Origin of the sequence: Marinobacter guineae (assembly GCF_002744735.1) — a bacterium.
GTDB lineage: Bacteria > Pseudomonadota > Gammaproteobacteria > Pseudomonadales > Oleiphilaceae > Marinobacter > Marinobacter guineae.
Genome location: NZ_KZ319340.1, coordinates 1,321,745 through 1,335,539, shown reverse-complemented (window position 1 = coordinate 1,335,539; position 13,795 = coordinate 1,321,745). Strand labels below are relative to the sequence as shown.

The window sequence follows — 13,795 nt, the reverse complement described above, 5'->3', positions numbered from 1 at the left end:
GACCGCTTGTTGTTATAAGAATAGCCGAGAGTTTAACTCAAGTTCTCCGCCTGTTCATTGGCCTTTCGGCTATGCTTTCGATAAAAGCTGAACATCCATTCAAGCATGCCCGCCTGGTTGGCCTGATGCCGGAAACCGTGCCCCTCCTGCTCAAACCAATGCAGCTCCGGCGCTCTCCCTGCCGCCTTCATGGCGTGAATCATTGCCCGGGTCTGTTCCGGCACCACCACCTGGTCCTGCCCGCCCTGGAAAAAGATCATGGGCCCGGCAATGCGGTCGGCATGATAGAGCGGTGTGCGTTCATGCCAGCGTTCTGGATGGGTATCTGGCGACCCCAGCAGCCAGTCCAGATACCCGGACTCGAATCGGTGGGTCATGGCCCGCAATCTTAGCGGATCAGTCACCCCGAATATGCTGGCGCCGGCAGCGAATTTTCGGCTCCGGATCATGGCCATCAGCGCCGTGTAACCTCCGGAGCTCCGCCCCTGAATAAACACCCGGTGGCCGTCCACCAGGCCGACCGAAGCCAGATGATCCGCGGCCCGCCCCATATCCTCGACATCTGCCACACCCCAGCGCCCCTCAAGGGCCAGCCGGAAGTCCCGGCCGAATCCGCTGCTGCCGCGGTAGTTCACTTCCGCAACGGCAAAACCCCGCTGACACCAGTACTGTACCTGGGGATTGAACACCGGATAGGCGGCAGACGTTGGCCCACCGTGAGCCACCAGAATCAGCGGTGGCATTTCCGAAGAGGCCTGCTTCGGCGTGTAGTAGAATCCATGGATTGGCTGTTCGCCGTGGCTGAGAGCCGGCACTTCGATATCCAGCGGCAGCGAGACACGGAGGTCTGGCATCGGCTCTTCGCCCCCCGCAACCACCCGCGCCTGTCCGGTTTGCGGATCGATTTCAAGGACGGCATCAAGACGGGTTGCGGAGCGGGCGATACAATAGAAATAACCGCCGGATGTCCTGAGGTAACGGAAATCACTGAAGTTCCGGGCAATACGCGTGCCCTCATCGCCCGGTGATGGCGCCAGCCACAGCTCTCCGGTTCCGTTGCGGTAATGCACTCTGGCCCAGGCACCATCCCCCAACGGGCAGTGGTGGGACTCCCCCAGTTGCCAGGGTGCATTGGCATGGTCCAGATCCGGTGACTGGCAGGCATGCCACTGCCCCTCATCAACCGTGGTATCAAGATGCCAGGGCTGCCACCAGCCTCCGATATCAGACAACACCCACAATCGGTTACCGTCAAACACCGGCTGTTGGGTGGAGGCTTCTTTAGGTGTTGGCCAAGTGCTGCATTGGTCGAAGCTTCCATCTTCGGCGAAGTTCGCTGTCCAGAGCTGGCTGCGAACCCAGGGCATATCCGGCAGTTGCCAGCTTGTCCAGGCCACATCGCCGCCGTCCGCTGACACTGCCGGTGCGCTGTAAAAATCCTGGCCGGAGTGGAGCACACGAAGTTCATCGTCCAGGGAGACTGCCACCAGTTGCTGCTGGCCATCAAACTCACGAACCGCCAGCACCCGTTGCCGGACTGTATCGGCGACCAGCCCGCCAAAGGCAGCTTCGGGGTCGTCAGTTAGCCGGGTGCATGTTCTATCGCTCAGGCCAATAAACCGGATCTGCTGATCATCCCCGACCACGAAAACACCATTGCCAGTGGCCGCCAACGCGCCACCGCCATAGCCGTTTACCCGACTGCGAATGCCCAGACCCTCGGGCCCCAGCCGAACGGGTCCCTGATCAGAAAGGTACCAGAGCGTATTGCAGCCCTCGGCAGGATCGGTCTGCAACCAGAATACACCAGCATCAGAAACCACCAGGTCGCCCCGTTGGATGTGCGCCGCACAGGCCTCGTACGCGCTCAACAGAGGATTGCCAGGCCCAGACCTTGCCAGGGAAGGTTCAGTCAGGGAGCCTTCAGCCCCGGAAAAACAGCCGGGAGTTGTTCGCATTTCGATACGTAAGTCCAGTAAGGCCGGCCGTGGCGTGATCAGCAGCCTTCCTCGCTGCCAGGATTCGATCATGGTACGACGATTTGCTGCATACTGGATCTGCGTTATCGGCATTACCGGTCAATAAATAGGCCTGACAGCGGCAGCCGCCAAAGTCTTTTTCCTTCTCATCGCAGGAGCGGCAGGGCTCTGGCATCCAGCTGTCACCCCGGTAGTGATTGAAGCCGGGGCTGTCGTACCAGATACTTTGCAAATCCATGTCTCGGACGTTGGGAAAGTCGATGGGCAGTAACCGGGCGCTGTGGCACGGCAACGCCGCTCCATCCGGAGCGACCGTCAGAAACAGATTGCCCCAGCCGTTCATGCAGGCTTTCGGCCGTTCCTCATAGTAATCCGGAGTAACAAAGATCAGCTTCATGGCCGAGCCGGAGTCGGCCAGACGTTCACGGTATTGATTCACCTCCTGTTCCGCCTGTACCAGCTGCGCTTTGGAAGGCATCAGCCCTTCCCGGTTTTCAAATGCCCAGCCGTAATACTGGCAGGTGGCCAGCTCAACATAGTCCGCCCCCAGCCGCTCACACAGGGCCATGATGTCGTTCATCTGGTGAATATTGTGGCGATGGATCACGAAATTGAGCACCATCGGGTAGCCGGCTTCCTTGACCGCCCGGGCCATGGCCAGCTTCTGGTCAAAGGCCTTGCGGGAACCGGCCACGGCGTTGTTCAGTTCCGGATCCGAGGCCTGGAAACTGACCTGGATATGGTCCAGACCCGCCTCGGCAAAGGCGTCCACTTTGGCCTCGGTCAACCCAAGTCCGGAGGTAATGAGGTTGGTGTAGTAGCCCAGCTGCCGTGCTTCAGCAATCAGCTCCGGCAGGTCCTGGCGCACCAGGGGTTCGCCGCCGGAAAAACCCAGCTGAGCGGCGCCCATGGCTCTGCCCTGCCGTAGCACGCTCACCCACTCCTCGGTGGTCAGTTCCCGTTCGGTCTGGGCAAAGTCCAGGGGATTAGAGCAGTAGGGGCATTGCAGCGGGCAGCGATAGGTCAGCTCCGCCAGCAGCCAGAGGGGCGGTCCCGCCTTGTGGGGGTTCACTGGTGCGGATGCCTCGGGGCGGGTCATGACAGTTCAATCCAGTGTTGCTGGCAGGCATCCAGGAGGAAACCGCTCACATCGTCCTCAAGGGACCCGGCGTCCGGAAACTGCTGCTCCAGGTTCGCAATGATATCGGCCACACTGCGTTGGCCGTCCACTTCATTGAGAATGGCTCCCGCGCTGCCGTTCAGCTTCACCATGCCTTCCGGATACAGCAGAACGTAACTTTCCTGGGCCGGCTCCCACTGGAAGCGGAAACCACGACGAAAACGCGGAACCTGATGCATGGCAGTCTCCATTACAGCCCCCGGTGCCAGACCTGCTGGTCAGTTACCGTATGGTACGGCGGCGTGTGGTGGCTGTAAGCCATGGTCATGGCATCCAGCATGGTCCACAGGATGTCCAGTTTGAACTGCAGGATCTCAAGGGCCCGGGTCTGCTGGGCTTCGGATGTGAAGTGATCCAGGGTAATAGTCAGGCCATGTTCGACATCCCGTCTGGCCTCCGACAGACGTTTGCGGAAATAGCGGTAGCCGCTCGCTTCAATCCACGGGTAGTGAGCCGGCCAGCTGTCCAGCCGGGACTGATGAATCTCAGGCGCGAACAGTTCAGTCAGGGAGGAGCAGGCCGCTTCCTGCCAGGTCGCACGGCGGGCGAAGTTCAGGTAAGCATCGACTGCAAACCGGACTCCGGGCAGCACATGGCGCTGGTCAATCACTTCTTCACGGGCAAGCCCCACCGCTTCGGCCAGGGACAGCCAGGCTTCGATGCCACCCACATCGCCGTCATGGCCGTCGTGGTCCAGAATCCGCTGCAGCCAGAGCCGGCGCACGCTGGCGTCCGGGCAGTTGGCCATGATGGCGGCATCCTTCTGGGGAATCCTGATCTGGTAGTAGTACCGGTTGGCCACCCAGCCGCGGATCTGTTCTGGCGTGCATTGCCCGCCGTACATGGCTTTATGGTACGGGTGGTGGATGTGGTAGTACTGCCCTTTGCCGCGGAGGGCCTGCTCAAAATCCGTGCGGTTCATGGCGGTGTTGGCTTTGGCGTTCATGGTTGCCCCGACAGGTCAATATGCATTCCATCCCAGGACACCTCAATCCCGTGGCGCGTCAGTTCCGCGCGCTCCGGCGAGTCCTCGTTCAGGATCGGGTTGGTATTGTTGATATGGATAAGAATCTTGCGCTTCGCCGGCATGGTGTCGAGCACCTCAATCATGCCACCGGGGCCGCTTTGGGCCAGATGTCCCATGGCCTGGCCGGTCTTGGTGCCCACTTCCTGGCGGATCATTTCATCGTCGTGCCAGACGGTGCCGTCGACCAGCAGCACATCGGCTTTCTTCATCCAGTCCAGGATACGCTGATCCGGCTCACCCAACCCTGGCGCATAGAGAGCTTTCCGACCGGTGCGGGTGTCGTGCATAAAGATGCCGATGTTGTCGCCCGGGTGCGGATTATCCCTGCGCGGTGAATAGGGGGGCGCATTGCTGAGCAAAGGAATAGCGGTAAGCCGGATGGACGGCGCACAGGGAATGGTAAACGACAACTGTTCAGACGCCTCAACCCGGCGCCAGTTCAGGCCACCATTCCAGTGTTTGAGCATGGTAAACAGGGGGAAGCCGCCACTGAGGTCCTCATGCACCTGCTCGGTACACCAGACGTCCATGGGCAGCCCCTCACGAAGCGATAACAGCCCGGTGGTGTGATCCACCTGGCTATCCATCAGGAGAATGGCGTCAATGCCGGTATCCCGGCGCGCTCTAGCCGGCTGCATGGCGTCAAAGGCGGCCAGCTGTGCACGAATGTCCGGGGAGGCATTAAACAGGATCCAGTGTTCGCCATCTTCACTGACGGCGATGGAAGACTGGGTGCGGGCGCGGGCGTTCAGGGCTCCCTTACGGAAGCCGTCGCAGTTGGCGCAGTTGCAATTCCACTGGGGAAATCCACCGCCAGCGGCGGAGCCCAGAACGTGGATAAACATGATTGAAAACTCCGAAAGTAAAACGGCCAGCAACTCAGGCTGGCCGTCTTAGCACTCAGCGGTTGGCGAAGTACATGGTGACTTCGAAACCGATGCGCAGATCTTCATAAGCTGGTTTGGTCCACATAATGCTTACCTCTGTTGTCGTAGTTGTTAGCGCACTGCGGGTGAATCAACGACATTGCCGATAACCCACTTATCATCCTAGTCGACCGGGATAGGAGGTCAATATGGTACTTTGGAACTGTTTTTGGGCCTCCGCAAGTTGTAGCAACTGCAGGGTCGGACCTAGCCATTGCCGAAAACGAAAAAAGGCCCTGGGAAGGGCCAAAAGAGATCAAGGTGCACATCCGATGTGCCGACTCACAGGCGGGCCCGTGTGGATAGGCCCGCTTACCGCTCAAAGAATCAGAAGAAACCCAGCGGGTTGATGTCGTAGCTGACCAGCAGGTTCTTGGTCTGCTGGTAGTGGTCCAGCGCCATCTTGTGGTTTTCGCGGCCAACGCCGGACTTCTTGTAACCACCAAAGGCTGCGTGGGCCGGATACTGGTGGTAACAGTTGGTCCATACACGGCCTGCCTGGATGGCGCGGCCCATGCGGTAGGCACGGTTGATGTCGCGGGTCCAGAGGCCGGCACCCAAACCAAACTCGGTGTCATTGGCGATGGCCAGGGCTTCTTCCTCGTCCTTGAAGGTAGTCACACCCACCACCGGGCCGAAGATTTCTTCCTGGAACACACGCATGTCGTTCCTGCCTTTCAGCAGCGTGGGCTGGACGTAGAAGCCGTTGTTGTACTGCCCTTCCATCTCCTCACGGCCTCCACCGGTCAGCACTTCCGCACCTTCCTGCTTGCCGATTTCCAGATACGACATGATCTTGTCGAACTGCTCCTTGCTGGCCTGGGCACCCACCTGCACGTCAGTATCCAGCGGGTTGCCACGTTTGATAGCTTTGGTGCGCTCGACAACTTTGGCCATGAATTCGTCGTACATGTCTTCCTGAATCAGAGCCCGGGACGGACAGGTGCACACTTCACCCTGGTTGAAGAAAGCCAGTACCAGGCCTTCCACACACTTGTCGATGAATTCCGGCTCAGCCTGCATCACGTCGGAGAAGTAGATGTTGGGGGACTTGCCGCCCAGCTCGACGGTGGAAGGGATGATGTTCTCGGCGGCACACTTGAGGATGTGCGAGCCCACCGGCGTGGAGCCAGTGAAGGCAATTTTGGCAATGCGCTTGCTGGTGGCCAGGGCCTGACCAGCCTCTATGCCGTAACCGTTGACGATGTTAATCACGCCCGGTGGCAGCAGGTCGCCGATCAGTTCCATCAGGACCAGGATGCTGGCCGGGGTCTGCTCGGCCGGCTTCATCACTGTGCAGTTACCCGCTGCCAGACAAGGCGCCAGCTTCCACACCGCCATCAGCAGCGGGAAGTTCCAGGGAATAATCTGGCCGACAACACCCAGTGGCTCGTGATAATGATAGGCCACGGTGTTGTTGTCGATGGCACTGGAGGTGTCTTCCTGGGCGCGGATACAGCCGGCGAAATAACGGAAGTGGTCCACCGCCAGGGGCAGGTCGGCGTTGATGGTTTCACGCACGGCCTTGCCGTTGTCCCAGGTTTCGGCGACCGCCAGCATCTCGATGTTCTGTTCAATGCGGTCGGCAATTTTCAGCAGAATATTGGAGCGCTCTGTGGTAGAGGTCTTGCCCCAGGCCGGTGCAGCCTTGTGTGCCGCGTCCAGGGCAAGATCGATGTCTTCAGCGCCAGAGCGGGGAATCTCACAGATAACGTCGCCGGTTACCGGTGTAATGTTCTCGAAATACTGACCCTTCACCGGGGCAACCCACTCGCCACCGATAAAGTTCTCGTAACGGGGTTTGAAAGAAACGACGGAGCCATCCTTTCCTGGTTGTGCGTAGATCATGGTTTCGACCTCTTGTTGTGTTTGTCGCAGGGCAACGCGGCCTTTCGCGTTTACCCACTCAATGTAGACCCCAGCGCGGGATAGTTGAATGATTCGATGGAGGTGAAAAACTCATCCCTTGGTAGTAGATGGCATAAGACCCTTGCCAGCACTGCCTTTGCTCCCATAAACCCCTGCGAATAAATATTGCACCGCAACCACCCTCGTCGACGCACAGATTTAGTGCATTCGCCCCACCAGGAAGCATTCGCCTTCCGCCCAGAAAATTAAAGTTCAACAGAAACAGTTGGTTATCAATTGGCATGGACTCTGCAGTAACCCTGTTACGCAGCGAGGAGTAGGTTACTGAAACCACAATCAAAGCGCCACAATCTGACCAATAGTCAACTAGGGTTCCGGTCTGCAATCGAATAAAGCAGACGACTGGTCCGAGAGTTGACGACCTTTTCCAAGGTTACACGGCGGGACAAAAGCCCGGGAGGATCGCTCAGTTACTGACGCCTCTCGTTTCTTTATACGCCCTAGCCAGGAGGAAAAGGCCATGTCATCCACAGCAGCTCCCCTCTACGACGATCTGATTCCCGGCGGATCCCACTGGTCTTTAAACATGCGCCGTGGCCATGTGCTGCGCCTGATTGACGAAACCGGCGGTGCCAGCGTCGGTATGCTGATGTACAACCCCGAGAACCTCCTCGAACGGTACAACATGCCGGACACCCTGAAGAACCAGCACACCTTTAAGCTGACCAGGGGCCATGTGTTGCTTTCGGATATGGGCCGGGTATTCGCTTCCATTGTTCGCGACGACCTGGGCTGGCACGACACTGTCAGCGGCACCTGCAATGCCGAGCTGGTCGAACAGCGCTGGGGCAAAAAGACCTATCAGGAAGTCCACAACCACTACCACCGCAACGGCTTCACCAGCTTTCTGAATGAACTGGCCAAGTACGGCCTGGGCAAGAAAGACCTGACCGCCAACCTGAACTGGTTCAGCAAGGTGCAGACCGACGACAACGGCAACATGGCGTTTGTCAGCGGTCACTCACATGCCGGTGCAACGGTGGACCTGCGTTTTGAAATGGACACCATCGTGGTACTGCACACCTGCCCGCACCCAATGAATCCGGCCAGCGAGTACCCCAGCCATCCCGTGCGTTACCAGTTGTTCAAGGCACCCGCCGTGACCGATGCCGACCCTTGCAGGCTCTCGTCTCCGGAGGCCGCCCGGGCCTTCGCCAACAACGCCCTGTACCACCTGTTCCAGTAACGGAGGCCGGACATGATCAAGCAAAGCGCATTGAAACCCGAAAACGCCGCCTTCCGCGAAACCGTACCGGCAGGCGAGTATTTCCTGAAAGTGGTCAAGGCCGGCGAGACCGTTCGCATTCTGGACCTCGAAGGTAACCAGGCTGCTGACACCCTGTTCTACAACGCCCACAATCCCACCGAACGCTACAGCGCCGTGGACACCATCCGCGACCAGGGCAATGTATACCTGACCGCCGGCTCGAAGCTGATGTCCTCGGAGAACAACGTGATGCTGGAGATCACCGCCGACACCTGCGGTCGCCACGATACCCTGGGCGGCGCCTGTGCGGCGGAGAGCAACACCACCCGTTATGCCCTCGAGAAAAAATGCATGCACTCCTGCCGCGACAGCTGGCTGGTGGCGGTGACCGAGCATGAAGAACTGGGCATGACCAAGCGGGACATCACCCACAATATCAACTTCTTCATGAACGTGCCGGTCACCGCCGACGGTGGTCTGACCTTTGCCGATGGCATTTCCGATGCCGGCAAGTACGTGGAGCTGGAAGCGAAGATGGATGTGCTGGTGATGATTTCCAACTGCCCGCAACTGAACAACCCGTGCAACGGCTGGAACCCCACACCGATCGAGGTGCTGGTATGGAGCTGAACGGCACCCTCAATAACCCCGACAAAGTCCTGATTGCCAATCGCGGGGCCATCGCCTGCCGGGTCATTCGCACCCTACGCGAGATGGGCATCACTTCCGTGGCGGTCTATGCCGAAGCAGACGCGGACTCGTTGCACGTGCGACAGGCCGACGAGTCCTGGTCGCTGGGCGCAGGCTCGGCGGCAGACACTTACCTGGACCAGGACAAGCTGTTTGACGTTGTTCGCAGGAGTGGCGCCGGCGCCATCCATCCGGGCTACGGCTTTCTCAGCGAGAATGCGGATTTTGCCCGCCGCTGCGATGCCGAAGGTGTGGTGTTTCTTGGTCCCACGCCGGAACAGATGGAGCAGTTCGGTCTCAAGCACACGGCCCGGGCCCTTGCCGAGGACGCCGGTGTGCCATTGTTACCCGGCACTGGCCTGCTGACTGACCTGGAAGAAGCTCTGAGGGCGGCCGAAACCATCGGCTACCCGGTGATGCTGAAAAGCACCGCCGGTGGTGGTGGCATTGGCATGTCCCGCTGTTACAGCGCCGAGGATCTGGGCAAAACTTTCGAGTCGGTGCAGCGCCTGAGCCAGAACAACTTCAGTAACAGCGGCGTATTCCTGGAAAAATTCGTGGAGCATGCCCGCCATATCGAAGTGCAGCTGTTCGGCGATGGCAAAGGCAGGGTTGCGGCCCTCGGCGAACGGGACTGCTCCGCCCAGCGCCGCAACCAGAAAGTAATCGAGGAAGCGCCGGCGCCGGGCCTGACCGACGACGTCCGCTCCCGCATGCACACCACCGCCCGGCAGCTGGGTGAAAGCATCGCCTACCGCAGCGCCGGAACGGTGGAGTTCATCTACGACCCGGATACCACCGAGTTCTATTTCCTGGAAGTGAACACCCGCTTACAGGTGGAGCATGGGGTGACCGAACAGGTTTACGGCGTGGACCTGGTGCGCTGGATGGTGGAGCTGGGGATGGGAACCCTGCCCGACCTGGCAGAGTTGAGTGGTAGCCTGACCGCTTCCGGCCATGCCATTCAGGCGCGGATCTATGCCGAAGATCCCAACAAGGATTTCCAGCCCGGGGCCGGCCTGCTCACCAATGTGGAATGGCCGGACGACGACGGCCTTCGCATCGACACCTGGATACAGCCGGGCACGGAAGTGTCGCCCCTGTATGACCCCATGCTCGCCAAGGTCATTGTCCACCAGCAGGACCGGGAGACGGCCCGTCAGCGGCTGATGCAGGCCCTTGACGACAGCCTGCTCTACGGCATCGAGACCAACCTCAAGTACGTGCGCCAGGTGCTGGACGATTCACGATTTGTGGAAGGCCGCCTGTTCACCCGCACCCTCAATGAATTTGACTACCAGCCAGCCACCGTGGACGTGCTCAGTGGCGGCACCATGACCACCATCCAGGATTACCCCGGACGGATCGGCTACTGGGAAATCGGTGTGCCACCCTCCGGCCCTTTCGACAGCTACTCGTTCCGGCTCGGGAATCGGCTGCTGGGCAACCCGGAAAAAGCGCCGGGCCTGGAAATCACCCTCAAGGGGCCGGTGCTCAGCTTTAACCGGGCCACCCAGGTGGTGCTCACCGGCGCAGCGCTGGACGCCACCCTGAACGATGAGCTTGTAGATTTCTGGCAGGTGATTGACGTACCCGCCGGCGCCACCCTGAAACTCGGCGCCACCACTGGCGATGGTGCCCGGGCCTATGTGCTGTTCCGTGGCGGTCTGGAGTGCCCCGAATACCTGACCTCCTGCAGCACCTTTACCCTTGGCCAGTTTGGCGGCCACTGCGGCCGCGCCCTCCTGGCGGGAGATGTACTGGGGTTGAACGATACCCGACCGGTTACCGCCACCACCCTGCCCAACGAACTGAAACCGACCATCGGCAAATCCTGGAAACTACACGTGACCTACGGTCCCCACGGGGCGCCGGACTATTTCACCGGCCAGGACATCGACACCTTCTTTAGCAGCGAATGGGAAATCCACTACAATTCCAGCCGTACCGGCGTCCGCCTGATCGGCCCGAAACCGGAATGGGCCCGAAGCGACGGCGGTGAAGCCGGCATGCACCCCTCCAACATCCACGACAACGCCTATGCGGTTGGCACGGTGGATTTCACCGGGGACATGCCGGTGATCCTCGGCCCTGATGGCCCCAGCCTGGGCGGTTTTGTCTGCCCGGTGACCGTCATCAGCGCCGATCTCTGGAAACTGGGCCAGCTCAAGGCCGGCGACAAGGTGCAGTTCGTGCCGGTCAGCCAGGATCAGGCGGTTGCCCTGAGGGAAGCGCTGGACGAATCCGTGGCCACGCTGACGGCTGCCACCGCGCACATCACGCCCATCAAACCGGAAACCCCGATTCTGGACTCGCTCAGCAATACCGAGCACGAAACCGGCGTGGTCTATCGGGCCGCCGGCGACAACTACGTGCTGGTGGAATACGGCCCCATGGAACTGGATATCCGCCTGCGTTTCCGGGCCCACGCCCTGATGCTGTGGCTGCGGGAACAGAACCACGATGCCATTCTGGAACTCACACCGGGCATCCGCTCCCTGCAGGTGCATTACGACAGCCAGACACTGAACCAGCGCACCCTGCTGGACCTGCTGATCAGTGCCGAGAAGGAACTGGAAAAACAGCCGGAATGGGACGTACCGGCGCGCATTGTGCACCTGCCCCTGTCCTGGGACGACGAAGCCTGCCAGACCGCCATCGCCAAATACATGCAGTCGGTGCGCAAGGACGCCCCCTGGTGCCCGAGCAACCTGGAATTCATCCGCCGCATCAACGGGCTGGACAGCATCGACGAGGTGAAAAAGACACTCTTCGAGGCGAGCTATCTGGTGATGGGCCTGGGCGACGTGTATCTGGGCGCTCCGGTAGCCACACCGCTGGACCCTCGTCATCGACTGGTGACCACCAAATACAACCCGGCCCGCACCTGGACCGCGGAAAACTCCGTGGGCATTGGCGGCGCCTACCTGTGCATCTACGGCATGGAAGGCCCCGGGGGTTACCAGTTTGTCGGCCGTACCCTGCAGATGTGGAATCGCTACCGCACCACCGACTTCTTCGAGGAAGGCAAGCCCTGGCTGCTGAGGTTCTTCGATCAGGTGCGCTTCTACGAGGTCAGCGCCGAAGAACTGCAACAGATCCGCCGGGACTTTCCCAACGGCGATTACCCGATCCGCGTTGAGGAAACCCGCTTCAATCTGAAGGACTACGAACAGTTTCTTGCCGACAACACCGACGGGATCCAGACCTTCACCAACAAGCGCAAACAGGCCTTCGATGAGGAACTGCAGCGCTGGATCGAATCCGGGCAGATCAACTTCAGTTCCGAAGCGCCCATCGAAGACACCGGCGAGGACGACATCGCCAACCTGCCGGCGGGCCAGCACGCGGTGGAAAGCCATGTGGCCGGCAACCTGTGGGAATGCCTGGTCAAACCCGGCGACACCATCGAAGCCCAGCGGCCGGTAGCGGTGATCGAGTCCATGAAGATGGAAATTGAATTGCTGAGCCCGGTCGCCGGTCGTGTCGTTGACGTGCGCCGGGAAGCAGGCCAGGCGGTTTCACCGGGCACCCCGGTGGTGATCGTGGAAGAGATCAGCCAATGAATGCCAACAATCCTGATATCAAAACCGACGTCAAATCCCAACTTTAAAAAACCAGATCGACCAACACGGGCATGGCCCGAGGAGAGACACCATGAAAACATCTGACCTGAACAAACGTCTGGCGGCCGGCCTGCTGACCGCCTCCCTGTCCATGGGCGCCCTCGCCGAGGAAAAGGATTCCTTCAGCATCGCCTGGACCATCTACGCCGGCTGGGTGCCCTGGCAGTATGCCGAGGACTACGGAATCATGAAGAAGTGGGCGCAGAAGTACGATATCGAGGTGGATATCGTGCAGGTGAACGACTACATCGAATCCATCAACCAGTTCACCGCCGGCCAGTTTGATGGCGTGGTGGCCACCAGCATGGACGGTCTCTCCATTCCCGCTGCGTCAGGCATTGATACCACCGCCCTGATCGTGGGTGACTACTCCAACGGCAACGACGGCCTGGTGTCTAAGGACGCCGATACCATCGCAGGACTGGAAGGCGGAACCGTACACCTGGTGGAGCTGTCAGTTTCTCATTACCTGCTGGCACGGGCTCTGGAAAGCGTTGGCTTGTCCGAGCGGGATCTGGATGTGGTGAACATTTCAGATGCCGATCTGGTCGCTGCATTCCAGACCGACGGCGTTCGTCACGTGGCGACCTGGAACCCGTTGCTGGCCGAAGTGGAAACCTATCCAGGCGCCACCAAGTTGTTTGATTCCAGTCAGATTCCGGGCCATATCAAGGACCTTACTCTGGTGAACACCGAGACCCTCGCCGACAATCCGAAGCTGGGCAAAGCATTGGTCGGCGCCTGGTATGAAACCATGAGCATCCTGGCATCCGATTCCGAGGAAGGTCAGGAAGCCCGGGCCTTCCTTGGCGAACTGTCCGGTACGGATCAGTCCGGGTATGAGGCCCAGCTTGCGGGTATGAAGATGTTCTGGGAGCCGCAGATGTCGGTGGACTTCATTAATAGCGAGGAAGCCCGGGAAGCCATGGACAGCGTTCGCCAGTTCTCCTTCGACAAGGGTCTGCTTGGCCAGGGTGCCATGAGCCCGGATTTCGTTGGCATCGAGTTTCCGGATGGCTCCATCATGGGTGATGAGGCCAACGTGAAACTGCGGTTTAATGATGACTACATGGTGATGGCTGTCGACGGCGAGCTCTGATTCTATCTTTGCTTGCCTGATTGGCTACCGAAGGGCACGATGTTCGTGCCTTTTTTTAGTGGCTTTGGGGGTGGGTTGGTGTGGGGAGGCCTTGCCAAAACACGCTCCTTCGGCCCATCCATGGGGCGCTTG

At 59.7% G+C, this 13,795-nt stretch carries 11 protein-coding genes and 1 riboswitch; of the genes, 4 read left to right on the top strand and 7 right to left on the bottom strand.

Going from position 1 to position 13,795, the window contains the following annotated elements; genetic code table 11:
* Positions 1-32: 32 nt before the first annotated feature.
* The 7 genes from CLH62_RS14120 to exaC all read right to left on the bottom strand — a co-directional run bounded on the left by CLH62_RS14120 (position 33) and on the right by exaC (position 6,960).
* Positions 33-1,871 (bottom strand): S9 family peptidase, encoded by a 1,839-nt coding sequence (locus CLH62_RS14120; RefSeq protein ID WP_228152847.1) that lies wholly within the window; start codon positions 1,869-1,871, stop codon positions 33-35.
* A gap of 52 nt (positions 1,872-1,923) precedes the next feature.
* Positions 1,924-3,078, bottom strand: a complete 1,155-nt coding sequence (gene pqqE, locus CLH62_RS14115; RefSeq protein ID WP_099618764.1) for a pyrroloquinoline quinone biosynthesis protein PqqE — start codon at positions 3,076-3,078, stop codon at positions 1,924-1,926.
* On the bottom strand, positions 3,075-3,350 hold the full coding sequence (pqqD, locus tag CLH62_RS14110; protein ID WP_099618763.1) for a pyrroloquinoline quinone biosynthesis peptide chaperone PqqD: 276 nt from the start codon (positions 3,348-3,350) through the stop codon (positions 3,075-3,077). The genes pqqE and pqqD overlap by 4 nt, the downstream gene beginning before the upstream one ends.
* Positions 3,350-4,105 carry a pyrroloquinoline-quinone synthase PqqC gene (gene pqqC, locus CLH62_RS14105; RefSeq protein WP_099618762.1) on the bottom strand — a complete coding sequence of 252 codons (756 nt, stop codon included), beginning with the start codon at positions 4,103-4,105 and terminating at the stop codon, positions 3,350-3,352. The genes pqqD and pqqC overlap by 1 nt, the downstream gene beginning before the upstream one ends.
* The gene (gene pqqB, locus CLH62_RS14100; protein ID WP_099618761.1) at positions 4,102-5,031 is read right to left on the bottom strand and encodes a pyrroloquinoline quinone biosynthesis protein PqqB; all 930 of its coding nucleotides are present in this window, start codon (positions 5,029-5,031) and stop codon (positions 4,102-4,104) included. Before pqqB ends, pqqC begins: the two co-directional genes overlap by 4 nt.
* A 55-nt stretch (positions 5,032-5,086) precedes the next feature.
* Positions 5,087-5,158 carry a pyrroloquinoline quinone precursor peptide PqqA gene (pqqA, locus tag CLH62_RS14095; RefSeq protein WP_007153157.1) on the bottom strand — a complete coding sequence of 24 codons (72 nt, stop codon included), beginning with the start codon at positions 5,156-5,158 and terminating at the stop codon, positions 5,087-5,089.
* Between the two features lie 281 nt (positions 5,159-5,439).
* Positions 5,440-6,960 (bottom strand): acetaldehyde dehydrogenase ExaC, encoded by a 1,521-nt coding sequence (gene exaC, locus CLH62_RS14090; protein ID WP_099618760.1) that lies wholly within the window; start codon positions 6,958-6,960, stop codon positions 5,440-5,442.
* A 376-nt stretch (positions 6,961-7,336) separates the two neighbouring features.
* A riboswitch (guanidine-I (ykkC/yxkD leader) is annotated at positions 7,337-7,443 on the top strand.
* Positions 7,444-7,501: 58 nt separating this feature from the next.
* On the opposite strand from exaC, the gene CLH62_RS14085 reads away from it, so the two are divergent.
* The 4 genes from CLH62_RS14085 to CLH62_RS14070 all read left to right on the top strand — a co-directional run bounded on the left by CLH62_RS14085 (position 7,502) and on the right by CLH62_RS14070 (position 13,663).
* A complete protein-coding gene (locus CLH62_RS14085) occupies positions 7,502-8,227 on the top strand; it encodes an urea amidolyase associated protein UAAP1 (RefSeq protein ID WP_099618759.1) in 726 nt (241 codons plus the stop codon).
* 12 nt (positions 8,228-8,239) lie between these two features.
* Entirely contained in the window at positions 8,240-8,878 is a 639-nt protein-coding gene (locus CLH62_RS14080; RefSeq protein WP_099618758.1) for an urea amidolyase associated protein UAAP2, read from the top strand.
* A complete protein-coding gene (uca, locus tag CLH62_RS14075; RefSeq protein WP_099618757.1) occupies positions 8,869-12,504 on the top strand; it encodes an urea carboxylase in 3,636 nt (1,211 codons plus the stop codon). The genes CLH62_RS14080 and uca overlap by 10 nt, the downstream gene beginning before the upstream one ends.
* 91 nt (positions 12,505-12,595) lie before the next feature.
* Positions 12,596-13,663: a putative urea ABC transporter substrate-binding protein gene (locus CLH62_RS14070; protein ID WP_099618756.1), complete on the top strand. Its 1,068-nt coding sequence runs from the start codon at positions 12,596-12,598 to the stop codon at positions 13,661-13,663.
* The last annotated feature ends 132 nt before the right edge of the window (positions 13,664-13,795 follow it).

Bases quoted from the DNA above. Each gene is read 5' to 3' on its own strand.
- pqqE (WP_099618764.1), bottom strand. From the start codon at position 3,078: ATGACCCGCCCCGAGGCATCCGCACCAGTGAACCCCCACAAGGCGGGA.
- pqqD (WP_099618763.1), bottom strand. From the start codon at position 3,350: ATGGAGACTGCCATGCATCAGGTTCCGCGTTTTCGTCGTGGTTTCCGC.
- pqqC (WP_099618762.1), bottom strand. From the start codon at position 4,105: ATGAACGCCAAAGCCAACACCGCCATGAACCGCACGGATTTTGAGCAG.
- pqqB (WP_099618761.1), bottom strand. From the start codon at position 5,031: ATGTTTATCCACGTTCTGGGCTCCGCCGCTGGCGGTGGATTTCCCCAG.
- exaC (WP_099618760.1), bottom strand. From the start codon at position 6,960: ATGATCTACGCACAACCAGGAAAGGATGGCTCCGTCGTTTCTTTCAAA.
- CLH62_RS14085 (WP_099618759.1), top strand. From the start codon at position 7,502: ATGTCATCCACAGCAGCTCCCCTCTACGACGATCTGATTCCCGGCGGA.
- CLH62_RS14080 (WP_099618758.1), top strand. From the start codon at position 8,240: ATGATCAAGCAAAGCGCATTGAAACCCGAAAACGCCGCCTTCCGCGAA.
- uca (WP_099618757.1), top strand. From the start codon at position 8,869: ATGGAGCTGAACGGCACCCTCAATAACCCCGACAAAGTCCTGATTGCC.
- CLH62_RS14070 (WP_099618756.1), top strand. From the start codon at position 12,596: ATGAAAACATCTGACCTGAACAAACGTCTGGCGGCCGGCCTGCTGACC.